Raw genomic sequence first — 24,763 nt, forward strand, 5'->3', positions numbered from 1 at the left:
TGTATAGAGGGGCGTTGAGCAAAATTTAAAACAATTAAATTTCTTGGATCCAAGTAGTCAGGACACTTGGATGACACCCTCCTTGTATGTATTATAGCTAAAGTGACTTACGACAATTTGAAAAACAAAAATTCGTCGTTCCGCTACTCGTTAGCGGAATCTATACCGCGAATGAATCCATAGCTGTATGAACATTCATTTTTGAAGGTAAATTGCACAGCAAATGGTGTCATTCCAGTGCTTGACACTGGAATCCAGCTTCTATGCAACCTCATCAAAAACATTCATTTAGTGTAAGATCAGCTACTTTCCATGCTAGTTTGCTTGTGAACAAGCAAACTTTTCTGGATCCCAGTGTCAAGCACTGGGATGACATCATAGGGGCGCTGGGATGACACCCTCCTGCTAGACAATGTTCGTACAGTTGTAGAATGAATCGCGGTATGACGTGTTGCTTGGTTCAGCTATATGTAAGTTATAGCCTTTCTTTATCATTTTTATCATTTGCGGCAGTTGCACCATCAACAGATATTTCAGAGCTAACAGTGCTAATAGTTTTTTCTATCGCTTTAGCCTGTTCATAGTCTTGACTCAAAAAATACATGGCCAGCCCAACAGCTATACTAGCAACAAGAACAGATGCTATCATTACACCTAGTATCATACCACCAGAAAGACTTACTGCAACACACACACCAGCTCCAAGTACAACACCAAGAAAACCACTAATCATTATGCCAGGTACCAAACTGCCTATCATAGCGCTTTCTTTTTTCGTATTAGCTTGTTCTTTCATACTTTTAATAAGCACTTCTTTTGTTTCTCCTTGAGCTAAATCTAAAGGAATTTTATTATCCGCGTTTTGTATCAAAGGATTTGCACTATATGTAACAAGAAGGGTGATTATTTCTTCAGTTTTATTACCTATAACTGCATGATGTAGTAATGTATTTCCCTTTTCATCTTTAAAGTTTATATGAGTACGAAGTTCCTCATCTAGATTTCTTATTGGGTTGTTTTTTGCATATATCCTAGGTTTTATTGCTCTATCTAAACATTGTATCACTTGTTCTAGTGATTGCTCGCCAGGATTTTGTATAAAATGAAGCAGAATTTCGTGTACTATCGCTTCCTTTGTAGTTTTTGGGCATCGTAAAGCACATGCAAATGTGTCTTTATTAATAGTTATTTCTTTGTTTTGTTTAAGGAAATCTTTTAACTTTCCAACTCTATTTATACTGTGATTTTCGCTAGCAATTATCGATTGTAAAGTTTTTCTGTTATCGTTACCAGTCATGCTATCCTCCTTGGTTTGATTGCATTACTCATTAATAAATAATATAATAAATCCTGCTAAAAGTCAAGCAATTAATTAATAAGTTAATATAATCCTCCAAAAGGAGCTCCTTACTTTTTGTTCAGCATGTCCATTGGATCAGACTCTTTAAGCTTGCTGTTTGCTGAATTTATTCATCACAATAGCTATAATGTGCTATCGAAGTTCTCTGTCATCTTAGTTGGTTCTTCTAGAATATTCAAAATATCAGTTGCACAATAAACCCAATCTCTCTTTCCTTGAGAAGTTTGTGAAACGATGCCTAAATCTTCAAGCTTTACGATTGCTCTTTGGGCTGTTGTAAATACGACACCTAAGTTTTCAACCACTTTCCTTATAGTAAAGTAAGGGTTTACAGCGAGATACCTTACAATACCACTCGCAACTCCTTCAGTTTTAAAACTAACTTCAGTTTGCCAATTTGCAATCAAAATGTTAATTCGTTCTGCTCTTGACAATGCATCCAATGATTGCAGTACTACACCATTTAAGAAATAAGAGAACCAATCATGCCACGTGCCTCTGTTGCTTATATTGTAAAGTTGGTCATAATACTCACTTCTTGTAGCTTCAAAAAATGCACTTAAGTATAATAGGGGTGATGATAATAATTTTCTTTCGATCAGAAGTAACGTTATTAATAAACGTCCAATACGTCCATTACCGTCCAAGCATGGGTGAATCGCTTTAAATTGATAATGACATAGAGCTATATGTATAAGTGGGGGTAATGTTCTATCATGTAAAAATTTTTCAAAAGAGTCCAAGCAACCCATCAATTCACCTGGCATTGGTGGCACATATTTTGCTGTGTCTATTGTACATCCTGGGCTTCCAATCCAATTTTGCACTCGGCGAAATTCTCCTGGAGTTGCGTGAGAACCTCTTACACCTTGCATAAGTTTTCCGTGAATTTCTTTAACCAACTGAAGCGACAGTGGAAAAGATTGTAAACGTTTTAGTCCATAATCGAGCGCTGATATATAATTGCGTACTTCTTGTAAATCATCGGGATTGCGATCTACATTAGCACCTGCTTCTTGAGCCAAAATTTCACCAAGAGTTGCTTGAGTTCCCTCGATTCTACTTGAAAGAACTGCTTCACGTGCTATAAAGGGTCGTATGAGAAGATGAGGGTTAGGCAATTTAGCTCCTTCCCTGGATAACATACCCAAAATATGATCTGCTCTGGAAAGACTATTAACTAAATAATTGTCCCATTCAAATTTTGGTGGCAAGGGGTTAGGTATAAATGCCTGATAACCAGCGAATGCTCTAACAACTTTGCCTGATGGTGATCCTTTAATATACATTCATTCAACCTAGTACACTATTTTTATGGTATATATTATTTTCAAATAAAGTCAAAAATGAAAATAAGGCTTTATCTTATTTGCGTGCATGAAAATAAGAAACTCTCTTATTATTGATTTTACTCAAAAACGAAAATAGAAGAAGCTGCTGAACTTTATATTAGCAGTTATTCTGTTTTTCTGGAGAGCTGCTATAAAACTTCTGAATGAAGTCACTTAATTTTTACACATCTATTGTAGAGTAAGAAGAGCCAAATTTGGGACAAAAATGCTAGCTGATGCTTGGACTTTACTGACACTTACACTACTTGAAACTATACTTAGTGTAGATAATTTAATCTCTATTTCTCTAGCAATAGATAAGGTACCAAATGTGCTGAGAGAAAGAGTGCGCCTTATGGGCCTTGGATTAGCGCTATTAATGCGTTTTGTAATACTATTTTTTACATCATCTATATTGTCAATGCAAAAACCTATATTTCACACTGCATCGCTAAATATTTCAGCAAGGGATTTACTTATGATCGCAGGGGGATTATTCCTTATTGTTAAAAGCTCTATGGAGTTATGGGATGACATCTTTGTATGTAAGAAAAATAAAAAGAAAGCAAACGTTAAATCAAAATTTTTTTTAGTTGTGCTACAAATTATATTAATAGATTTAGTTTTTTCAGTTGATTCGATATTAACTGCTATAGCATTAACTTATAACATGATAATAATTGCCACAGCGTTTACATTTTCCATGCTAGCAATGCTGTTTTTATCAAGTTATACCGCCCAGTTAATCAAATCTAACCCAGGCTTAAAAGTAATTGCTATCTTATTTATTTTACTTGTCGGTGTGTACCTCATACTTCATGGATTTCATATAGAATTACCAAAAGGATATTTGTATTCTTCATTTATGTTTGCACTGCTTGTGGAAGTTATAAGCAAAATAAAGAAAACGTAGTGTGTAGATATAGCCTCACTCAAGCGAGATTTTCCTGTGGATTTAAGGTAATAAGAGGAAGTAGTAATGTTTTTTCGGGGTGAAAGTAACCTCTTGCATACATATTAAAATCTAAGAAAGTTAGTTTTTGTGCTACAATGGTTCTTTATTGAAAATAGCGTTGATGGATATCACTACTAGCTTATTAGGGGATATTAGTAATTTAATAGATAGAGCAAAGAATCATCTTGCTACACATTTCAATTCTACTCTAGTATTGTTAAATTGGGAAATTGGCTTCAGAATTGGTCAAGATATCTTAAAGCACAAACGTGCAGACTATGGCAAACGAATCATCTCCCAACTTGCAAAAGAACTTCAGATTAAATATGGACGTGGGTTTGATAGAGCTTCATTGTTTCGGATGGTGCAAATATAGGAATGGGGAGAAATTGATAAAACATGCATCCAGTTTGTCTGAGTGGCAAAAAAATGTTGTTGAGTTCTTATCTAGTCGTAGAAAGTGTCGGTTATTTGGATGGGAGTTTGGTCCAATTTTACTTGATGAGTTATATAGGATAAGGGATTATCGCACAGACTATATAAGAGTTGGAACTTTTTTCACTCCTATAGTTGCTTTTTCTGCTGGGCTTGTTTCATTTGTATCAACACGCAGGGTAAATCTTGCTGCAGTAGTAACTTCTAGCCTAATAGTACTAGGGATTATAACTACACTTGCCGTTGACTATCAAATGACAAAAAGAAAGGCTGGGGTGGTAAAGGAAAGAAACTACAAAACAATTCAAGTAGCAAACTCTTCGATGGAAGTAGAGAATGGGAACCGTAGCCGTCGTTCTATCGATTAACCTTATTTAAAACCACTTTTGTTCCAGATTCGAGGTTGGTTTGTAAACATAATGAGTCGATTATCTTTTCAAAGCGTTTCCAACAAGCAGACTCTATTATCAGCGCCTTTAGTAAATAAAGAATTTGTAAAAGGAATTGACGATAAAACTAAAGTGGTGCCAGACATTAGAAGCATTTCAGCACAATCTGATATAAATGGAAGAATACTATTAGCTGATATGTTGCTGGCCAAGAGAGGTAAAAGACAAATGTATACTTCTTCAGCAGATAAACAGATTTCTTTGCAAGAGGCACAAGGCTATTCATTAAATATCGTAGATAAGTTTGAAGCAGAACTAAAACAAGCAGCTTTTCGTTGTGGTATATCGGTACAACAATTAAAAATTAATTTTCAAGAAGTACAATCAAGTGTACTTAAGAAAGTCATAGCGGGAAACTATCATGAAATCTCAGGTATGCTGTACTCATATGCAGAAAAAGCTTGTCCAGCATTAGAGCAAAAGGAGAAATTCTCAATGTCTTTTTAAAGGTAAAATCGAGAAAATGTTGCAGAAAGAAATGATGCCTTTACTGGACAAAGCAAATGTTGATCCTTCATCAGTAAGTACTAATAAAGCTGTAGCTCTATCTGGTCCTAGAATCAATTTAAATAACGTATCAATTACAACTAATTCTACTGAATTGATCAGATAGAGCCTGAGTGAAGGAAGGAGCAGGTGTTTGCATTTTTTGTGGCTACTTGCTCCTACTGTTTCTCTAACTAATGTTGATTGATTAGAAAGTCTGTTTGATTTCGTCAAGGGAAAGTCTGGTGATTTCAGCTATAACATCTATAGAGACAACGGCCTTAAGTGAATTTTTTGCCACTGCTATTTTAGCTTTCATTTCACCTTTTTCTTCGCCGATTAGGATGCTTTTTTCATGTCCGATTTGGATGGCTTCTCTATTTATGAGCTGTATTAGCTGTGGTATTACGTCGCAGGATTTCCTATTATCCAATCTGGTGCTCCTCTGCCATTTTCCCACTTAGCAAATCTCATCTTTTCCTTGAGATAATATCTCCTATAAGCTTCCACAGAACTGCTGCATTTATACTGATCCGGCAGTGCTTGTATAAAAGCTTGCATATCAGTTGATCGAAAAATGAGTAAATCCTTATTACTATCACACCAATTTATTACTTCCTCTGATTTATGCTTTCTTTTGTATCGCCAAGTGTACTCTTTACATAATTCTCTTCCGTACTCTATCAACCAACAAAAATTCCCTTTCGATTGCCTAGCCCACAAAGAACAAGGATGATTGTTGTGAGTCAGTTTATATAGGACTTCTATATTCTGATTTATGATACTGACAAAAGGATTTGGCACTTTCAATGCTGTTGAAAAAACATTACTCAATAATTGAGCAGTTTCTAATGGCATTTTTACTATATGCTTATCACATAACATTTGAGCCGCAATTGCTGGGTTTTCATCTAGTATAAAGATGTTCATCTAGACACCCAAAGATAGAATTAGCTTAAGTCTTTGACTTCGTTAACTGTAAGACCAGTAGTTTGAGCTATAATATCAATAGAAACCCCTGCTTTAAGTAGATTCTTTGCAACTGCTATTTTAGCTTGCTTTTCACCCTCTTTTCTGCCTTTTTCATGACCGATTAGGATTGTATATTAAATCAAAGTCGCAAGACTATAATGAGCAAGGAGTGATACTGTCAATTGGATTGATTGATAGAAATCGTAGGCATCTCAGTACACTCCTAGCTTTAAAAAATGGAGTACGAACGGTAGGAGGATCTAAAAGATCGAATCACAATCCTGTACAGCATTTACATTATTATTTGATTATATTTATAGGTACAAAAATGGCTAGAACAGTTTTTGTGGGTATTGATGTTTCAAAAGAAACACTTGATATCTCAATCAACAATAAACATCAGCGTATAGAAAATGCAGAGAGAGCTATATCTGAGTTTATAAAGTCGAAAATGGCTAACGTATTTGTTAAGTTATGTGTAGTAGAATCCACAGGAGGTTATGAGAAACTTGTAATAAAATTGTTACAAGAACATAACATAGCTGTTCACAGAGCTCACCCAAATCGGGTATGCATTTGCAAAAGCCTGCAACCACTTTGCAAAAACAGATAAATTAGATGCAAAATTACTAGAAAAATATGCTGAATTTATCACAAAAAATGACGAAGTAATAGAATACATAGTTTCACAAAAGCAAGAAGAACTAAAAGAGCTAAGAGCAGTTGAGCGCAATCTAAACGATGAAGTTCATGCAAATAAGTGTCGTTTGCATAAGGTTACAGGAAAAGCCAGGGAATATATAGAAAAACAGATAGAATTTGCAAAAAAACAATTAGAGCAAATTAGGCAAGACATAGAAGATATAATAAACTCTGATCCTGATTTGAAGGAAAAAAGCAAACTGCTAACTAGCTATAAAGGTGTTGGACGGAAAACCGCAAGTATCCTACTCATAGAGGTACCTGAACTTGGTAGGTTAGATAATAAGGAAATAGCTTGTCTAGTTGGAGTTGCACCAAAAACTAGTGAAAGCGGAAGGAAAGTGAGCAAGGCCCAAGTCATAGGTGGCAGATTTTATGCTCGAAAAGCATTATACATGTCTGCTGTGGTTGCAATGCGTCATAATAAAAAAATGAAAGTATTTTACCAGCGTTTAGTTGACTCTGGCAAAGTCGCTTTAGTTGCTGTAATGAGAAAAATCATCATTTGTTTAAATGCTATGATAAAAAACAATAATTTTTATCTTGATGTTTAAGACGGTAGATTCCTTCTTGTCTACCTTCTTGTTTAGCATCATCGAGTTTTTGAGCGAGTACAGCCTGTTCATCACGAATACGCTTGATCTCTTGTTCATAGGCAATAAATTCTTTTTCAGACCAGTTGAACCTATTTAGTTCTTCATAAGCTCTTTTAATTATTAGATCACTTCCTATTATTCTTTCTAGCTCTTCTTCACTAGTTTCATCTGCATATCTAAAGAAGTAGATCCATTTCTCAACAATACTTGAAAGCTGATCCTCTTTGGTTTTTGGAAATTTAGGCAACTCAATAAAGATAAAGTAGAAATCTTTTAGGTCATGTTCATTAGTATCTTCATCGCGAATAGTGTGTTTTGATTTATACTCAGACTTATCAGGAAATAAAATACAATCTGCTATAGCAATAAAGATAATTTCCTTAAGGTCATGGTATTGACCGCCCTTGTCAGCCTGTCTTGAATAGGCTTTGGCAGCATAGTATTGGGCACGTTTTTCAAATCCTTTAGTTTTAGCGACCTGCATCTCAATTATGCATTGCACTCCTGTGGAATCCCTACACAACACATCAACAATGCTTTGCTTTTTAGAGGCAATATCAGGGTCTTGAATAGTACTTAAAAACTCTATATCCTGTATTGCATTTTTGCCAGTAAAGCCCAGAATATCGTTGAGGAAGTGAATGAGGATATCTTTATTCTTTTCAGTACCAAAGATACGGCGAAAGGCGACATCATTTTTGGGATCGAGAAACTTCGAAAGAGCCATAACGAACTAACCTAAAAAGCATTGATAATTATACATAATTCTGAAAAAATATTCAACTTCTTTATTTTTAGTTTATTTTTTTAAGTTTTGAATGCGTTGATGAAAAAAATGTCTCCCATAGGTGGCTTTAGAATACTACTACGCACCTTAGAGGTCCTTTTGTAGATCTTTTTATAAGCCACGCTATAAAATACCTAAAAACCCTGGCAAATGAATTCATGAATTTAGTAGCTATAAAGAGCTTTAAAAATACTTATTTTTGGTGTGAGAGACTAACCTGGCGATGAAATTAAGTAGTTATGCCCCCAAAATTGAAGTTATACATATAAAGGCCATTCTGAACTGGTCTAAGTGTTTCTTTTATGGTGAAAAAGCCATTCTTTCTCAGTTAAAATTTTAACACCTAGTTCTAAAGCTTTTTTATACTTTGACCCAGGTTTTTCACCGACAACCAAGAAGTCCGTTTTAGGCGATACATTTGAACTCACAATCGCGCCTAAAGATTCCATTAGTGCTTGCGCTTCATTTCTTTCCATTTTTGAAAGTTTTCCAGTAAAAACTACTGTTTTGCCATTAAAAATGGAATTGCTAGTATTAGCAACCACAGGCAGAATATTTAACTGAGCAGCAAGGTCATTTACCATTTCAATATTATCCTTTCCAGAGAAGAAAGATATTAATGAATCTATAATCTTTTCTCCTACACCTATTATGCTCATTAATTCTTCTTCATCAGCAGAATACCAATTTTCATATGAGCTATAATGTTTTGCTAGTAATTTTGCTACGTGTGGTCCGACCAATTTAATTCCCAAAGAAGATATAAATTTTTCAAGAGTTATGGTTTTTCTGCTATTGATAGAATCCAGTAAATTAGATATTGATTTTTCACCCCATCCCTCTTGTTCACTTAAGTTGAAATTTTTGAGTTTTTCTTCGAGAGCAAAAATGTCAGATATTTTCCTTATCAAACCAAGGTCATAAAGGAACTCCACTTGGTTACTGCCAAAACCTTTAATGTCAAGAACTTCCACAAAATATTTTAACTTTCCTATTCGCTGTGCTTGGCAACCGTTTTCTCCGGAACATCTAGCTGTAGCTTCATCTTTAAATATATCTACTGCACTTCCGCATTCCGGGCAAGTATCAGGAAATATAAACTTTGGTGTATTACGAGAACGAGACTTTTTATCCACTTCTACAATGCGGGAAATAACATCTCCAGCTCGTTCTACTACTACGATATCACCTTCCCTTATGTCTTTGCGCTTAATTTCATCTTTATTATACAGATTTGCTCTAGTAATGATCACCCCTCCTATATTTATCGGAACTAATTCTGCAATTGGTGTCAGCACACCTGTTCTGCCTATTTGTACTGATATTTTTTTTATTTTAGTTTTTCCTTGAGCTGCAGGAAGTTTGTGTGCTATAGCCCCGCGTGGTGCTTTGTTGGTATTTCCTAATCTATCATGTAATTTCAAATCATTAACCTTGTAGACTACGCCATCGATATCATAGCCTAAATTATGACGATTACTATAGATTTGATTGTAGAACTCCAACATTTCATCTGCATTGTTTGCTAAAAATTTATACTCATTAACACAGAATCCTAGCTCTTTTAACTTGTTTAATACTTCAAATTGAGTCTTTTCTGCTCCACCAATTAAAGAATAGGCAAAGTACCTGAGTACTTTCGCCGAAGTATTTATCGAGTACGCATTTTAAATCAGGCTTTGGTTCTTATTTTACAATAATTAACATAATGATAATAAATTATTAAATGGTAAACTACTATATTTATTCTTCAACTTATTATACAATGGATGCACTAGCTGAAGGTTCAACATTACTACCCTCAAGTAAACTTGAAGGCCTATTACAACTAGCTGGAGGTTCAACTAAATTTGAAGGTCTATTACAGTAATATATGATTGTAGCTGCAACTAGACAACAAGCTCCAACTGCTATTCCTACCATTAGCATTTCCAAGTAAACTGCAATAGCTATCCCTTTAGCAACTCCGGTTATTGCTAACATAGCAGCAGCTATCACAGGCAACTTACTTTTTGCATTTTGTGGAGCAGGGTTGTTTTTGTCTGGATAACTAGGCTCTGTGGACAAAATTTTAGAGAAGCCATACAAGAGCTCCAACAAAATTGAGAAAACCCATAAAAACCTCAGCAGTTTTATCAAATCTGGAAAAAATGCGCCTAAAATTTTTAATTTTACCAAAAAAATACTCAATCAAATGACGTTCTTTGTAGATATGCTCATCGTAATACCTTTGCACTTTTCGATTCCGTTTTGGCGGAATAACTACTGTACATCCCTTGTCTTCAAGACTTATAACAAAGGCATTGCTATCGTAGCCCTTGTCAGCTACTACAGTAGAGTTATAGATACTTTCGGTTAACACTTGTGCCTGCGTAATTTCATTTCTTTGACCAGGAGTCAGAGTAAATTTAAGTGAATTTCCAAGTGCATCGACAAGCGCATGTATTTTAGTTGTAAAGCCACCTTTGCTCCTCCCTAAAGCTTCTTGATCCTTGGAGTTTTTTGTATATCCAGATGAACATGGATGGGCTCGGATGATCGTACCGTCGATTATAGCAACTTCTAAATCAGGCTCTTGTTTAATATATTCAAGCAATTTTTTCTAGACATCTCTTTCACACCATCTTTTAAATCGCTTATGTATACTCCTGTAATTACCATAAGTTTTTGGTAAAAGTCTCCATTGGCAACCACTTCGCACTATGTACCACACTGCCTCTATGAATATTCTTAAACGTTTTTCATCTTTGCTGTGCATTCCTTTTACGCTTTTTATGAACTCTAAAATTTGTTTCCAATTTTCCTCTTTGATGTAATATTGCATATGGTAGTTTCTCCATTTTTTACCTATTAGGCTAAACTACCATCTTTTTCTCTCTTTTCATATTTTTTGTCCACAGAGCCTAGGTTGTTTGCTGTTACCTTGAACATTATTTACTCGGTTAGAGTCTTTACTAGCTACTAAAGGTACCCCTGTTGGTATTAGTTTTGGTTGTGTATCTTTTTTACCACTATTCTTATCTAAACTTTTAGGTGCAGCTAGTTGAACAGATGGTGCAGTACCATCTTTATTAATAAATTGTTGAACAGTAGCTTATAACTGAATTTCACTTGAATCACTATGATTATCATTACTAATAACGGAAGCTGCTACATCATCTCCAACTGATATATCTTGAGCAGTTTGTGCAGCAAGTTCTTCTGATTTCTTGGGAACTATAGGAATTGCTTGTTGAACAGGAATTTGTTTATCCTCACCATCGCTACTGATAATAGAGGTTGATTGATCATTTATAGTAGTGCTACCGACTTCTACATCATCACTTTGAATATAGAAACAGAATCACTTGGTTGTTGATCGTTGCCATGAGTATTATTTTCTTGTTTTAAGGCTGGTGTTTAACAGTAGAAAAATTAGTAATAGCATTGACAGTTCTACTATTAGATTCACCTCTTGTAAACAAGTCCATAAGTGCTTTTGCTATTTTTTGAAGTCCTCCTTGACTTGCTTTACTCATATCATTAAAACCCAAGGATACGGAACTACCAGTGGAGGTAGAAACTACGACTTGTGATATCCCAGCGTTAAGAAACTTCTGTACTATCTCACTAATATTACCAGCAATAAACTCTACTGAAAGCCCAGTAGCATTCTTTTTATAAAACTTGTTAAAATTTTAGCACCACCATGAGGAACAACCTGTTGAGTACCCAAAGTTGCAACACGCAAATCTCCTGCATTTCCTGTTTTGGTAATGACATCTCCCATACCGTACCTGTACTTGCTACAAGCTCTTTTTCATTACTTGGTACAAGTATTTGTTCAGGAATTCCTGGAGTGTTACTGCTACCAGCTTTTTCAGCATTCATTTGCTGATTCTCATCACTCTGCACTGCGATTTGTACATTATTATTGCTATGATCACCTAAAGATGAATTCGTTGAAGAAACTTCAGCTATTGTTAACGTTGAGATAGCTGCGGTAAAAGAAGAACCTCCATTAAGTTTATTACTCTTTTTCTCTTTCTTCATAAGTGCCAAGCTTACTGGATAGTTATCAATTAAGGTTTTCAATAGCCTCAGACTAATGGTGTTTCCACTGAGATAATTATTGTTAACAAAAAAAGCAATACCATGAAGGTTAACTTTTAACCCTTCACCTCTTCCATGTCTAGGTAAAGATAGCATCATGGCAAACAAGTTATCAAGTGTGTGAAAGGTTATAAACCCGTCTTTACCAGGTTTAGAATCCTCATAAATTACTACTTTCTGTTTATTACTAGATCCAGAATATTTCATCATTTCAGAAAGTGAAGCATCTTTATGTTTGTTCTTTACTTGTTTGAAATATTGCTCATCACCATTTGAATGGGTATTTGGAATGAGGTAACTTGGTACAGTGGATACATTATACAATACTGTAACAAGGTAAGAAAGATAATAGTATATAGATACACTATTATCAGACTTAAATTGGTCAGGTTCAAGATTTGCAATAAGATTGCGATACACGTCCAATGGATGAGCATAAAGTGAAGAACTACTACTTATTCTTAATTGTTCACCCACGTGTTTATAACCCATAGAACCAAGTGGTAATGAAGGTATTAAATCTGATTGATTAACTACTCTAATAGTTTTCTTTCCAAGGCGCTCTTCATAAACCTCAGCAGCAGCAGAATCGAAAACCCTTGGAGAAGCAAAAGTTGCAACATGCAAATCTTCTGCACCCTCTCTTACACTTAAACATAGAGCAGCTATGGTGGCAATAGCACCTCCCATACTATGACCTGCAAGGTTAATTTTAAAATCTTTAATTTCTAACTTTTGATCATTAGCATACCCTCTTAGTATCTCATAAACACTGCCCCAAGAATCCTTAAATAAAGAATAAAAACCTGAGTGGATCTTTCCACCTTCAGGCAAAAGCTCAGGTGCATAAATTAAAGGTATTCTAATATCTGTAATATAGTCAAAGAGATTACGACTACCGCGGTAAACTATAGTTATTTCCTTATCTTTTATAAAAACATAACCAGCATGTCGATATGGTTGTTCATTATCACGCATATTATAGAATTGAATTATTTTATAACCTTCTTCCTTAAGTTTAGCTGGAACTCTATAAGATCTTTCCTCTAACTCAGAAAACTTTTTATTATTAAGGTTATAATCACTAACATAATAGCCTACCTTAACAAAATTGATGATTTCTAATAACTTCTCTTGGCTAAATCCTGCAATTTCAGTTTTATTTGGTCCTAAAATACCTGGCCTTTGCTCTTCTTGAATATCAATTATTTCAAATTCATCTTGTTCTAGATTTGAATCATCTCCATTAAGTTCCTCATTAAACTGACCGGCAACATTATTATCTACACTTATAGAAGTATGACAAGCGTTTTGATATCTTTGTTGGATGGTTAAAAACTCCACTCCTGAATTTTCAGCGAGTTTCAATATAAAATTTGTGTGCACATTTTGAATAATTGAGGAATGTTTTTCACGTATAACATTATCTAAAATAGTAATAGACGGATTTTCAGCAACAAATGACTTAGGACCTTCACCAATATTTGCAGTAAGAGACTCAATAACTGCATTATCAGCATCTGCAAAACATTCTTTAATATCACCTAATAAACTTTTACCATCAGTTTTGTAGTTATTTAATTCTTGAGGAACGGTAAATGTTACTTTGCCATTTTCATACTCTACTTTACCATCTTGAGACTTAAGCGTGAATTCTAGTGAGCTATTTGACTCACATATTTTTGCTTCTGGATCGTTAGAATTGATTACATTTATAACTTCATGATGTTCAATATCTACAGAATTTGTGCTATTAAAATGAATGCTCATTGTTCTTTTATCAATTATTGGTGTTAAATTATACTGAGCAAGTATAGGCTGAATTTGACCATACATCGCAAACTCATGCCCCGCTTGATTACAACTAGTAATTAATTCTTCCAGTATGTGATCGTTTGGAACTTCTGCTTTAGCATGCTTGAACATTTCTGTGAAGACTTGCTTTGCAAATAGACGGTAATCCTCCTTTCCATTTGAAACTAAGTTATTGTACTTATTATACAATCCGCTAACATAATCTTCTCCTATTGTCTGCTTATTAATTATAAAATTCATCCTTTTCAGATCAAGGTATGCTTGTTTACCAGAATTTACACTGGGATCATTTTTATCAGCTTTTGCCTGATCAAGCAAAAATTGTGTCAGCTTATATTCTAATGTAGTTGTAGAGCCTTGATCAGATTGACTTTCAACACCTGAACCTCCAGAATGGCGACGATCTTTAGTTCCAATTGTTTCTCCGCTTAAATCAACCCAACTTGAATCCAGGGAATCATCACGAGCCATATCTTAAGCCTCTATTAATAATTAATCAAGTATAGCATAAAAAACTATTTTCCCAAGTAAACCTTTTAACCCCAATTCTGTATGGTCCCAGAGAGTGATGAATTGTAAATAAATTAGGAGTACTGGTTACATATAAATTCATAAGGTTTTGAGAGTTTTAAGTCTTTTTGTATAGTCTTGGTTGCACTTTTATGCAGCTTAACATAAGTAAATTTGATCTATAGCAACAAACAAATGCTTATTTTAACTTATTTCTGTTGGCGTTTTATAGTAGTAATTGATGTTAAACCGTTCTAAAATTGGTAGCTTGCTCTGAAGAAACACTATAGTTGTTTAAGGTGGGTTTGATATATTTAGAAAAATTATCTATAAGATTAATATTCAATTTATTTATATTGAAATATACGATTTTATAAAATGACTATTTATGGAAGAACATGGTGGGGTAAGAAGTGGCTTCAATGCCTTGGTGGAGTTGACTGCGATAATCGATTACAACGTGGTAGAACCTATGCCAATGATGGGAGAGTCTCTGGTATTAAAATTAATAGTAATGTAATCGTAGCTAAAGTTTATGGTTCGGGTCAATCATATAGAGTTGAAGTTATACTAAGAGAATTCAATGCTTCAGAGAATCATACCATTCATCAAATTATAAAAACTTCACCAGCTATATTATCTCGGTTAATAAACAGACGGTTACCGAGCAGCTTACTTGATAAACTCAATGATTCTGGCATTAAGTTGTTTCCCTCAAAATGGAAAGAAATAAAAACAATCAGTTTGTTTGATAAACTCAATAATTTTTACACTAAATTGTTTTCTTTAAAATGGAGAGAAGTAAGAACGATCAATTTGCTTGATAAGCTCAATGATCTTGGTACGAAATTGTTTACTTCAGAGCGGAAAGAAATAAATGCAAGATGCAATTGTCCTGATAGGGCTGTACCTTGTAAGCATATTGCTGCTGTAATTTATCTTATTGCTAAAGAGATTGATAGAAATCCTTTATTGGCTTTTAATATTCGTAATTGTAACTTACTAGCATTCATCGATGATTTTTGGGATGGAAAATTAGGAGATGTTCAAAAAATCTTAACGCTTGATGATGTATTTAAAACATGCGATCAAGCAACTTCCAATCAAGTAATTTTAGATAACATTGACTTATCAACTATTCCTGACCTTGCTAATTGTGTTTGCAGTATTTTGACGAATAATCCGCTTTTTTTTGAGAAAAACTTTTGCCATACCTTGCAAACAGCTTATAAGCATTGGTAAAGATATCCCACAGGAAATCAGTCTTTTACAGAAGAAGAACTGTTTATTGAGAAATGGGTGCATATCGAACATTGGCAAACATTTTAACTATTTATTGATGATCGTTATCAACTGATTCAGGTAAACAATGGTATAAGTAAGTTATTTGCAACCGATAAAAATTTACCAAAAAATGTAGCACAATTTTTAAACGACATTCCTAATTCGTTACTTCACAGGCTTAATCCTGAACTTCGCTTCATGCATATGATTTCACAGTTTGCACATATGCTGATGGAAAAGTCAGCGCTAATACCACAAGTATTACAAAACAAAAGAGAAGAAATTATAATGAGATGGATTCCTGCGTTGTCTAATGAATCAGTTAAGGAAATTCATAGCAAGATATCATCTATTTGTCCGCCTCTATTGGTGCAGTACAAGGGACGTGCTATAGAACCAGAGGAACAGGTAAATGTTGCTACTTCTCTCATCCTTTTAGGATATATAACAAACAATTTTCCTGTATCACTTGATGAATATAAATATGTGAACATCTTTAGACTGTTTTTCACTGGCAAGTATCAAAAGTTTCATGGACTAATCGACAAAGAAAAATCGCAAATAATTAATGTCTGGTTGTCACACCTTTACTTAGCAGGTAAACCATACAAATTTCATTTAATTATACGGGATCATTACGACAGATTTGAACTTGACATACAGATATCTCTGGACGGTACAGAGCCACCGATGAAATTAGATAAGGCACTTCCTAATCAAAATAAAGAATTAAGACTGAGTATTTTATCTGACCTTGCATTTTTGCTTGAGCATATACCAGAATTAGAAAAATCAATCAACAGTAATCGTACATTATTTCTATACTTAGATCGTTTCTCATCAGTGTTTACAGACACTTTGCCGATATTAAGAACGATTGGCATTGTAGCTATTTTACCAGAATCCTTGTAAAAAGTCTTCAAACCGCAATTAAGTCTTAACTTGTCTACTAAAGATGAAATAAAAGAAGAAGATGATGATAATCACGAAATCTTCATGATGTTTGAGGACATATTAAAGTTTGATTGGAGAGTAGCAATAGGTGATAAGAAGTTTAGTATTTCAGAGTTTAAGAGGCTACTAAAAAACTCTCGTAAACTTGTGCGTATTATGGATCAGTATGTACTTCTAGATGACAAACAAGTAGGAGGTTTACTAAAGAAACTTGATAAGCTACCTAATTCTCTCAATCGAGCAGAACTCATGCAAGCTGTTTTAACAGGTGAGTTGGATGAAACTAAAGTAGCATTTGACCAGCAGCTTACAAGCTTGTTTAAAAAACTTAACACTTATACACCTGTAACTACGCCAAACAATCTGACAGCACAATTGCGCCCATATCAAGAACGCGGATTTAGCTGGCTTGTACAGAACATAGAAAGTGGGTTTGGTAGCATAATTGCTGATGATATGGGTCTTGGTAAGACTATACAAGTTATTGCAGCTATTTTATATTGTAAAAATACAGGATTTTTAAATCGGGATAGAGTTTTGATAGTAGCTCCAACAAGCATATTAAGTAATTGGCAACGAGAGATGGAACGTTTTGCACCAGAATTAAAGCTTTTCATCTATCACGGACAAAATCGAGGATTAGCAAGTGATTATGATGTGGCTCTAACATCTTATGGTATTGCACGTAGCGATAAGAGAGAACTTGACAAAGTTGGATGGTTTTTGCTCGTAATTGATGAAGCACAAAATATTAAGAACCGTGACGCTGACCAAACCAGAGCAATTAAAGCTATAAAAGCAAAATGTAGAATAGCTATGAGTGGTACACCTGTTGAGAATAGACTGCTAGAGTATTGGAGTATTTTTGATTTTACCAATAGATCTTACCTAGGTAGTGCTACCCAGTTTAAGGACCAACTTTGCAATACCAATTGAGAAAGAGAGAGATAAATCTTGCCTAGAAAGGTTCATGAAAATAACTAGCCCTTTTATGTTACGTAGACTTAAGAGCGATAAAAGCATTATTCAGGATTTACCAGATAAAATTGAGAGTAATTGTTATTGTTTTCTCACTCCAGAGCAAGCGGCTCTTTACCAAGAAGTTGTTGATGCGAATATGGGAAAAAATAGAAAAAAGTGAAGGAATTGAACGTAAGGGACTAATCTTTAAACTTATCAATGCTTTAAAGCAAATTTGTAACCATCTATCACAGTTTGGCAAGAAAAAGCGTGCGAGTATTGAATAATCCGGTAAAATGCAGATGCTTGAGGAAATATTGATTAGTATTGGTGAAGTTGCAGAAAAATCATTGATATTTACTCAATACACTGAAATGGGTGAAATTATATCTAAATTGCTTGAAGAAAGGTTTGAGTCAAAAGTGCCATTTTTACATGGAGGACTGTCCCGTAAAGCACGAGACGAAATGGTTAATGACTTTCAAAACTTATTCCAGTCCAACATTCTTATAGTGTCTTTAAAAGCTGGAGGAACAGGACTTAATTTAACAGCAGCAAACCATGTAATACATTACGATTTGTGGTGGAATCCAGCAGTGGAAGCACAAGCAACAGATCGGGCCTATCGTATCGGGCAAGAACGTAATGTTATAGTGTATAGGCTACTTTCAACAGGTACATTTTAAGAGCGTATTGATGAGATGATTCAAAGCAAGAAGGAATTGGCAAACCTAACTATAAGTAGTGGCGAGAGTTGGATTACAGAATTTAACAATGACCGGTTAAGAGATTTAGTTAATATAAAAAATGCACTATAATATATCTGAGTTATTTAATGTAAAGAACCAGATAACTACCGCTCAATAGTTCAAAATGGAGACAAAGAGCAAAATTTATTGTCTCCAACGGAAAAGCTTCTTTTGTAGTAGTCAAAAAAAGCAGAGATATAGGGCTCTCTCAAGGGAGGGGACAATTTTTCACCCCCCTTAAAATTAAAACCAAAAAGATACAGTTTTACATAGCACATTTTCGTTGTAAATAAAGAGCTATTAGCCCATTTCAATTGTCTCTACTGCAACCCAATTCTTTAAAGCGTTTTAGAGGATTGTTATAGCGTTATTAGTGATTTGGATAGAAGAGATAGCACCTTTATCAAAAACCCATGTAACCTCTTTAAAATCCCGACAAACAGTTATTTCCAAAATGGAAACAACTCAAATAGCGAAGACTTCTGTTGTAAAAAACGTAATTAGCTGCCTTAAAATTATTTTAACTTTTTTTCACATTTTTTGGACGAATTTCTGAGAATTTACGTATATATATTACATGCATATATTTGCTGTCTCTAGATGAAAATTTCCAGTTATGTCAATCCTAACACTCGACCTCGGCAAGCAAACCGGCTGGGCAATTCTTACAGATGGAGTAATCCAAAGTGGCAGTGAGAGTTTTCACTCTAGCCGTTTCAGCGGAGGTGGCATGTGCTTTTTAAGTTTTAGTAATTGGCTTAATTCCTTGAAAGACATTTCTACAGTGTACTTTGAGGAGGTAAGGAGACACCTTGGAACTGATGCTGCGCATTGTTATGGTGGTTTCTTTGCTGTTTTAGCTGCTTGGTGTGAAAAGCATCATATACCTTATCAAGGTGTACCTGTCAAGACGATAAAACGTTTTATCACCGGTAAAGGCAATGCAAGTGTGGCAAAGTAGTGTTGACGGCAGGGGTTGATGTGCAAAAAGATCGGTTAGAAGTAGTAGCATGGGGAAAAACCCGAGAAAGTTGGTCAATAGACTACCAGGTATTTGAAGGAGATCCGGGAGGGGAAGAAGTATGGGGAAAACTTTCGGAGCTATTAAATCATCATTTTATCGGTGAAAATGGGCTTGAATACATGATAAGCATGATGGCGGTAGATGCTGGGTATGCAACACAAGAGGTATATAACTGGGTAAGAAGTCACCAAGGCTCTGGGAGAGTAATGGCAGTAAAAGGGGCAAACAAAGCGCTAGTGCCACTGAGCAGCCCAAGTAGAGTAGATGTAACAGTTAGCGGACAAAAGCTAAAGAGAGGAATGAAGCTGTGGCCAGTTGGGGTATCGATATTAAAGTCAGAGCTTTTTCAGCTACTTAATGTTTTAACAGAAGGGGCGCCGGGGTATTGTCATTTTCCAGAGTATACACCTGAGTATTTTAAACAGCTAACCGCAGAGCAACTAATTACCAAAGTAGTAAAAGGATATACCAAACAAGAGTGGCAAAAGATAAGAGACCGAAATGAAGTACTAGATTGCAGAGTTTATGCAAGAGCTGCGTCTATTGCCCTGGGAATAGATAGATGGCCAGAAAGTAAATGGGAGAGTTTAGCAGGTGAAAAAGCTAAAAAGTCAAAAAGAGTGAGAAAGAGCAAGTGGCTAAGCGAGAAAAATGTACAGTGAAGAATATTTAACACAAGTAGAAGAAGCGATAAAGAAGCTACAGAGCGGGGAAAGGGTTGTCTCAATTGCATATGGTGACCATGTAGTTCGGTACGGGGAAGTTCAAATAAAGGATTTATTGGAGCTCAGGCAACGAATCAAAGCAGAGTTAAAAGTTGCAGGTGTGAAGCCAAAAAGAAAAATTGTTATTTCAACGAATAAAGGGATCATATAATGATAAAAATCGTTGAAAGGAACACTATGACAAAAATTATAGGAAAAGAATATACAGAATTTTTAGAGCAGTTGAAAGGTTATATTGCTACTAATCGTTACAAAGCAGCACTTGCGGTTAATAGTAAGCTTATTTTGCTTTATCATTATACTGGTACAGAAATCTTAAAACGGCAAAAAGAATATGGCTGGGGAGCGAAAGTTATTGAACAACTAAGTAAAGATTTGCGAGATGCTTTTCCTGATATGAAGGGGTTTAGCATTCAAAATCTAAAGTATATGAGAAGGTTTGCGGAAGAATATAGCGAAAACGAAATTGGTCAACAAGCTGTTGACCAATTACCTTGGGGTCACAATATCGTAATAATGTACGAAATTAAAAACAAAGAAGAAAGATTTTGGTATGCTAAAAAGTCGCGTGAACACGGCTGGTCTCGCAATATCTTGTCGATGCAAATTGAAACAAATTTGTATAAACGTGAAGGTAAAGCAATAACAAACTTTAGGAATAAGCTTACATCGCCTCAATCAGATTTAGCACAGCAAACGCTTAAAAATCCTTACGTATTTGATTTTTTGAGTCTTGGTAAAAAAGCGCATGAAAGGGAAGTAGAAAAAGCTCTTGTAGCTCACATAGAACGTTTCCTTTTAGAACTTGGTGAAGGGTTTGCATTTTTAGGAAGGCAGTACCATTTACAGGTTGAAGATAGAGATTTCTATTTGGATTTGCTCTTTTACCACGTTAAGCTTCGTTGCTATATTGTAATTGAACTAAAAGCAGGGAAATTTAAGCCAGAATACACTGGAAAGATGAATTTTTACCTTTCAGCAGTTGATGATTTATTAAGACAGCCAGGTGATAATCCATCAATTGGTCTTATCCTATATCGCTCTAAAGTTGGAGTTGTAGCCGAGTATGCATTACGTGACATGAACAAGCCAATAGGGTTAGCAGAGTATCAAATCACTGAAAATCTACCAGAAGAGGTAAAAACAGCTCTGCCAACAATAGAAGAGTTAGAAGCTGAATTATCGAAAGTTTCAGATAAGGAAAAGTGATGCTACTAAAATCATTCAAGCAATTATTCCGCAAACCACCAAAGTCTAAAGGTTCAGCATGGGATGCATCAGGTTCAGAAAGGAGATTATTGCACTTTCAACCAGAGTCAGGAAGCATAAACAACTTGCTGTCTCAAAGCCTTGAACACCTGCGTAGTCGTTCACGTGACATGGTAAGAAAGAACTCCTATGCGGCAAACATCATCGATACGATAGTGAGTAATTGCGTTGGAACAGGAATAAAACCGCAATCAAAAGCTAAAGATGCAGAGTTTCGGAAAAAAGTGCAAGAATTATGGCTGAGATGGACAGATGAACCAACAGGACCAGAGCCTGCGATGATAATGTTTTTCATTTTTACTTCATATGAACCACTTAACGCTAGGCTTACCACAATATGAGATATAATGCAAACAGTTTTTTTATTTAGAAATAGACTACTGTGGTGATTGCTGTGCTGCTACAAAACGCTCATGTTCTACTCTTGCCATTTTAGTACTGGGTTTAAACCGCTTCATATGTGATACGACCAGCTGCAAGTGCTGCTACTGTAACTATAGCCGCTGCACCTATTATACGTGTTGCATCTGGTGTAATGTTGCCAGTTGTGAAAAGTGTTATTGCTGCTACAGCACCCAGTAACAGTGTTGAATAACGAACAAATAGATCTTTATTGTATGCTTGTTTTAACTTCATTAAGTACCCAGTTTCACGAGGACGGTCTTGTGTGAAACCCCAATCAACACGGCTTTGCCAAGCTTGCCTTTCATACACATAATGGTCTATTGGAGTTGCACCATTGTTATCCTCTATCCAAGGGTCTGCTCCAAGTTCTACTAAGGCTAATATTGTTTTCTCTGAACCTAAATGTGCAGCTACATGTAATGGAGTCTGTCCAAGATTATCTATTATATCGATTTTTGCTCCTTTTGCTGCCAGAAACTTAATTGTGTCCACTCGAAATAGTGAAGCAGCTTTATGTAGAGGGGTATCTCCTTGTGCGTTTTGGGCATTGACATCTGCACCATTATCTATCAGAAATTCTGCTATATCTTTATCACCTGCACTGGCAGCATAATGTAAAGGAGTAGATCCCATAGAATAAGGAGGGTCACTTTTACTTTTTGCATTAACATTTGCTCCGTTTGCTACTAGTAACCTCACTATATTTATGTTTCCTGCGTAATGTAGAGGAGTATTCTCATCTTTATTACCTGCATTAACATTTGCTCCTTTTTCTATAAGTAGCTCTATCACTTCTACATTGCCTTTTTTAACAGCAAGGTGTAAAGGAGTTTCTCCACTCGCTTCAGTTTTTGCATTGATACTTGCTCCATTTTCTAATAAGAACTGTACCATCTCTTTGCAATCATTTTCAACAGCTTCATGCAAAGAATTATGTCCACGCTCATTTTGGATATCAATATTTGCACCTCTGTCTTTTAGATACTTTACTATATTAAAATATTTACACCCAGCAGCCACATGCAGTAATACACTACCTTCCTTAAAATCATGGTCTAATGAAAACCCACTTTCTTGCCATGATTTATATTCTTTTTCGCATAGCTTATATTTGTGTTTGCAAGTATCCCATTGTGAGTACAGCTCATCCATTCTCCTTTCAAACTCTTGTTTTATCTTTTCAACTATATTAGTTGAGTCTAAGTTTTGATCATTATTTAACGTTTCTAATATTTCATATAGCAGACCCATAGTGTTCCCCCTCTTAAATCTTGTGACTAAATAATATATTATGACTATCCTGTAGAAGAGAGTCAATTAAAAAGCATTTGAGGCAAAACTTTCTACAAATTAAATTATGTAAAAAAATGTTTGCACATTATGTAATTGTTCAATATAAATGGCATTAATTGTCAAGATAAGGTGTTTTATGCAAGCTGCAGAGCAAAAAACAGAACAGCAAATATTATCAAAAGAACTAAGAGAGGATAAAAGGCTACAGTTAACAAATATAACAGAAGAGCAAAAAGCTGCGGTAATAAAGCAACTTGAAACACGAGGCGTTATCATCCGCAAAGGGGTTTAGAGCTACCAAACATCTTAATCATTCGCAAAGGGCTTAAAAGCCAACAAACATCTACAGCATTAAAGGGGAAAAAACATGCAAAATCCATTTACAAATCCAGCATTTAGTATGATGGAATTAACTAAAGTAATAAACAAATTGCCGATAAATTATGGTCGAACAGAAAGTTTAAATTTATTTCCAAGTAGATCGGTAAGGTTTCGACATATTACGATAGAAGAACACCACGGAGTTTTAACTTTATCACCAACACAAGTCCCATGAGCACCAGCAACAGTAGGGAAAAGAGGAAAAAGGAAAATAAGGACGTTTACGATTCCACATATTCCCCATGATGATGTAGTGTTACCAGAGGAAGTGCAAGGGATAAGGGCATTTGGGTCAGAGAATAAATGTACAAAGATTATGGAACGTAGTCGTAGAGGAAAACTCCATGCAGCAAAAAAAGGTCGTGTCAGTGTAATAGGTATTGCGCCTTTTGGTTATGATCGTATAGAGCATGTAGATAGAGAGAAGACAAAATTTGAAATAAATGAAGAGGAAGCAAAAATAGTGCGAGACCTGTTTGAGTGGGTAGGTCAAGAAAGAATAAGTATAAAAGAAACAGTACGACGACTAAAAGAGAGGTGTACTGCTTCCCCAAGGGGCAAGGGAGTGTGGAACGTATGTACAATCCATAGAATATTAAGAAATCAAGCATACAAAGGAGAAGCGGCATTTGGTAAGTCGAAGGTAGGGCCAATAAGAAAAGCAGTGAGGGTAAGATGGAAAGTGCGCAAAAGGAACTATTCTGTTTATCGTACTGATGAGGAGAATTGGATAAAAATAACAATACCAAGGATAATTGAAGAGGAATTATTCGATATAGTACAAAAACAACTTGATGAAAATAGAAAGAGATCAAGAATACAACGAAGTGGAAGAAGGCACCTATTACAAGGACTAATGGTATGTCAGTGTTGCAAATATGCCTACTATGCAGCAAAAAACGCTAAGGGAGGAAGGAGCTACTATTGTTGTACTGTTACAGATGCAAGCCGTTTTGGCGGGACTAGAGTATGTAGCAACAAATCAATACGCATGGAGATACTAGAACCAGTTATATGGGAAGAAATGAAGAAGGTATTGAAAGACACGGATAAAGTTGCAAAAGAACATCAACTTATGCTTTTAGAACATAAAAATAAGCAACCAAATGATGAGATTGAAAAAGAAATAAGCAAATTAGAACAAGGTATCAAGACTAAATTATGTCTATGTTCGAGAACGCATAACTCAGGAGGAATATGATCTAGGCTCTGTGGACAAAAAATATGAA

At 35.3% G+C, this 24,763-nt stretch carries 23 protein-coding genes and 9 pseudogenes; 19 read left to right on the plus strand and 13 right to left on the minus strand.

Annotation, left to right across the window (positions count from 1 at the left end):
* Positions 1–143: 143 nt before the first annotated feature.
* The 3 genes from OM966_RS06595 to OM966_RS06605 form a co-directional block, all read right to left on the minus strand.
* Positions 144–278 carry a hypothetical protein gene (locus OM966_RS06595; protein ID WP_264329296.1) on the minus strand — a complete coding sequence of 45 codons (135 nt, stop codon included), beginning with the start codon at positions 276–278 and terminating at the stop codon, positions 144–146.
* 197 nt (positions 279–475) lie between these two features.
* A complete protein-coding gene (locus OM966_RS06600; protein WP_264329297.1) occupies positions 476–1,297 on the minus strand; it encodes an ankyrin repeat domain-containing protein in 822 nt (273 codons plus the stop codon).
* Between the two features lie 185 nt (positions 1,298–1,482).
* Entirely contained in the window at positions 1,483–2,649 is a 1,167-nt protein-coding gene (locus tag OM966_RS06605; RefSeq protein WP_264329298.1) for a Fic family protein, read from the minus strand.
* Between the two features lie 268 nt (positions 2,650–2,917).
* Here OM966_RS06605 and OM966_RS06610 point away from each other — a divergent pair, with 268 nt between their 5' ends.
* From OM966_RS06610 to OM966_RS06630, 5 genes are all read left to right on the plus strand, one after another.
* Positions 2,918–3,604, plus strand: a complete 687-nt coding sequence (locus OM966_RS06610) for a TerC family protein (RefSeq protein WP_264329299.1) — start codon at positions 2,918–2,920, stop codon at positions 3,602–3,604.
* A gap of 127 nt (positions 3,605–3,731) precedes the next feature.
* Entirely contained in the window at positions 3,732–4,022 is a 291-nt protein-coding gene (locus OM966_RS06615; RefSeq protein WP_264329300.1) for a DUF1016 N-terminal domain-containing protein, read from the plus strand.
* Positions 4,023–4,035: 13 nt separating this feature from the next.
* Positions 4,036–4,449, plus strand: coding sequence for a hypothetical protein (locus OM966_RS06620; protein WP_264329301.1), 414 nt, complete (start codon positions 4,036–4,038; stop codon positions 4,447–4,449).
* Between the two features lie 51 nt (positions 4,450–4,500).
* Positions 4,501–4,977: a latrotoxin-related protein gene (locus OM966_RS06625; protein ID WP_264329302.1), complete on the plus strand. Its 477-nt coding sequence runs from the start codon at positions 4,501–4,503 to the stop codon at positions 4,975–4,977.
* Between the two features lie 16 nt (positions 4,978–4,993).
* Positions 4,994–5,143 (plus strand): hypothetical protein, encoded by a 150-nt coding sequence (locus OM966_RS06630; RefSeq protein WP_264329303.1) that lies wholly within the window; start codon positions 4,994–4,996, stop codon positions 5,141–5,143.
* 81 nt (positions 5,144–5,224) lie between these two features.
* Here the strand turns inward: OM966_RS06630 and OM966_RS06635 are convergent.
* From OM966_RS06635 to OM966_RS06645, 3 genes and pseudogenes are all read right to left on the minus strand, one after another.
* Positions 5,225–5,395: pseudogene (locus tag OM966_RS06635) on the minus strand (Rpn family recombination-promoting nuclease/putative transposase); the annotation flags it as partial.
* A gap of 26 nt (positions 5,396–5,421) precedes the next feature.
* Complete coding sequence (locus OM966_RS06640; protein ID WP_264329304.1) at positions 5,422–5,946, minus strand: pyrimidine dimer DNA glycosylase/endonuclease V; 525 nt, start codon at positions 5,944–5,946, stop codon at positions 5,422–5,424.
* 20 nt (positions 5,947–5,966) lie between these two features.
* Positions 5,967–6,116: pseudogene (locus OM966_RS06645) on the minus strand (Rpn family recombination-promoting nuclease/putative transposase); the annotation flags it as partial.
* Positions 6,117–6,316: 200 nt separating this feature from the next.
* Here OM966_RS06645 and OM966_RS07620 point away from each other — a divergent pair.
* A pseudogene (locus tag OM966_RS07620) lies at positions 6,317–7,244 on the plus strand (IS110 family RNA-guided transposase).
* Here the strand turns inward: OM966_RS07620 and OM966_RS06660 are convergent.
* The 6 genes and pseudogenes from OM966_RS06660 to OM966_RS06685 form a co-directional block, all read right to left on the minus strand.
* Positions 7,207–8,013: an Rpn family recombination-promoting nuclease/putative transposase gene (locus OM966_RS06660; RefSeq protein WP_264329157.1), complete on the minus strand. Its 807-nt coding sequence runs from the start codon at positions 8,011–8,013 to the stop codon at positions 7,207–7,209. The pseudogene OM966_RS07620 and the gene OM966_RS06660 sit on opposite strands and share 38 nt — an antisense overlap.
* Before the next feature lie 347 nt (positions 8,014–8,360).
* Complete coding sequence (gene ligA, locus OM966_RS06665; protein WP_264329402.1) at positions 8,361–9,728, minus strand: NAD-dependent DNA ligase LigA; 1,368 nt, start codon at positions 9,726–9,728, stop codon at positions 8,361–8,363.
* Positions 9,729–9,831: 103 nt separating this feature from the next.
* The gene (locus OM966_RS06670) at positions 9,832–10,173 is read right to left on the minus strand and encodes a TomO hydrophobic C-terminal domain-containing protein (RefSeq protein WP_264329305.1); all 342 of its coding nucleotides are present in this window, start codon (positions 10,171–10,173) and stop codon (positions 9,832–9,834) included.
* Positions 10,145–10,897: pseudogene (locus tag OM966_RS06675) on the minus strand (IS5 family transposase). Before OM966_RS06675 ends, OM966_RS06670 begins: the two are co-directional and overlap by 29 nt.
* 562 nt (positions 10,898–11,459) lie before the next feature.
* Complete coding sequence (locus OM966_RS06680; protein ID WP_264329306.1) at positions 11,460–11,591, minus strand: hypothetical protein; 132 nt, start codon at positions 11,589–11,591, stop codon at positions 11,460–11,462.
* A gap of 151 nt (positions 11,592–11,742) precedes the next feature.
* Complete coding sequence (locus OM966_RS06685) at positions 11,743–14,451, minus strand: lipase family protein (protein WP_264329307.1); 2,709 nt, start codon at positions 14,449–14,451, stop codon at positions 11,743–11,745.
* A gap of 417 nt (positions 14,452–14,868) precedes the next feature.
* Here OM966_RS06685 and OM966_RS06690 point away from each other — a divergent pair, with 417 nt between their 5' ends.
* The 10 genes and pseudogenes from OM966_RS06690 to OM966_RS06735 all read left to right on the plus strand — a co-directional run.
* Positions 14,869–15,732: an SWIM zinc finger family protein gene (locus tag OM966_RS06690; RefSeq protein WP_264329308.1), complete on the plus strand. Its 864-nt coding sequence runs from the start codon at positions 14,869–14,871 to the stop codon at positions 15,730–15,732.
* A 246-nt stretch (positions 15,733–15,978) separates the two neighbouring features.
* Complete coding sequence (locus OM966_RS06695; RefSeq protein WP_264329309.1) at positions 15,979–16,686, plus strand: hypothetical protein; 708 nt, start codon at positions 15,979–15,981, stop codon at positions 16,684–16,686.
* 30 nt (positions 16,687–16,716) lie between these two features.
* Positions 16,717–17,664 carry an SNF2-related protein gene (locus OM966_RS06700; RefSeq protein ID WP_264329310.1) on the plus strand — a complete coding sequence of 316 codons (948 nt, stop codon included), beginning with the start codon at positions 16,717–16,719 and terminating at the stop codon, positions 17,662–17,664.
* Positions 17,665–17,698: 34 nt separating this feature from the next.
* A complete protein-coding gene (locus tag OM966_RS06705; protein WP_405197154.1) occupies positions 17,699–17,869 on the plus strand; it encodes an SNF2-related protein in 171 nt (56 codons plus the stop codon).
* A 121-nt stretch (positions 17,870–17,990) separates the two neighbouring features.
* Entirely contained in the window at positions 17,991–18,374 is a 384-nt protein-coding gene (locus OM966_RS06710) for a DEAD/DEAH box helicase (protein ID WP_264329312.1), read from the plus strand.
* Positions 18,375–19,053: 679 nt separating this feature from the next.
* A pseudogene (locus OM966_RS06715) lies at positions 19,054–19,386 on the plus strand (Holliday junction resolvase); the annotation flags it as partial.
* Positions 19,387–19,391: 5 nt separating this feature from the next.
* Positions 19,392–20,123 (plus strand): annotated as a pseudogene (locus tag OM966_RS06720) (terminase gpA endonuclease subunit); the annotation flags it as partial.
* Entirely contained in the window at positions 20,113–20,337 is a 225-nt protein-coding gene (locus OM966_RS06725) for a gpW family protein (protein WP_264329313.1), read from the plus strand. The pseudogene OM966_RS06720 and the gene OM966_RS06725, both read left to right, overlap by 11 nt.
* A gap of 26 nt (positions 20,338–20,363) precedes the next feature.
* Complete coding sequence (locus tag OM966_RS06730; protein WP_264329314.1) at positions 20,364–21,395, plus strand: PDDEXK nuclease domain-containing protein; 1,032 nt, start codon at positions 20,364–20,366, stop codon at positions 21,393–21,395.
* A pseudogene (locus OM966_RS06735) lies at positions 21,395–21,712 on the plus strand (phage portal protein); the annotation flags it as partial. The gene OM966_RS06730 and the pseudogene OM966_RS06735, both read left to right, overlap by 1 nt.
* A 187-nt stretch (positions 21,713–21,899) precedes the next feature.
* Here OM966_RS06735 and OM966_RS06740 read toward each other — a convergent pair.
* Complete coding sequence (locus tag OM966_RS06740; protein ID WP_264329315.1) at positions 21,900–23,111, minus strand: ankyrin repeat domain-containing protein; 1,212 nt, start codon at positions 23,109–23,111, stop codon at positions 21,900–21,902.
* Between the two features lie 256 nt (positions 23,112–23,367).
* Here OM966_RS06740 and OM966_RS06745 point away from each other — a divergent pair.
* From OM966_RS06745 to OM966_RS06755, 3 genes and pseudogenes are all read left to right on the plus strand, one after another.
* A pseudogene (locus tag OM966_RS06745) lies at positions 23,368–23,445 on the plus strand (head decoration protein); the annotation flags it as partial.
* A gap of 75 nt (positions 23,446–23,520) precedes the next feature.
* Positions 23,521–23,838 (plus strand): annotated as a pseudogene (locus tag OM966_RS06750) (major capsid protein); the annotation flags it as partial.
* 12 nt (positions 23,839–23,850) lie between these two features.
* Positions 23,851–24,735, plus strand: a complete 885-nt coding sequence (locus OM966_RS06755) for a recombinase family protein (RefSeq protein ID WP_264329403.1) — start codon at positions 23,851–23,853, stop codon at positions 24,733–24,735.
* Positions 24,736–24,763: the final 28 nt, after the last annotated feature.

It is taken from the genome of Wolbachia endosymbiont (group A) of Andrena hattorfiana (assembly GCF_947179565.1).
Lineage (GTDB): Bacteria > Pseudomonadota > Alphaproteobacteria > Rickettsiales > Anaplasmataceae > Wolbachia.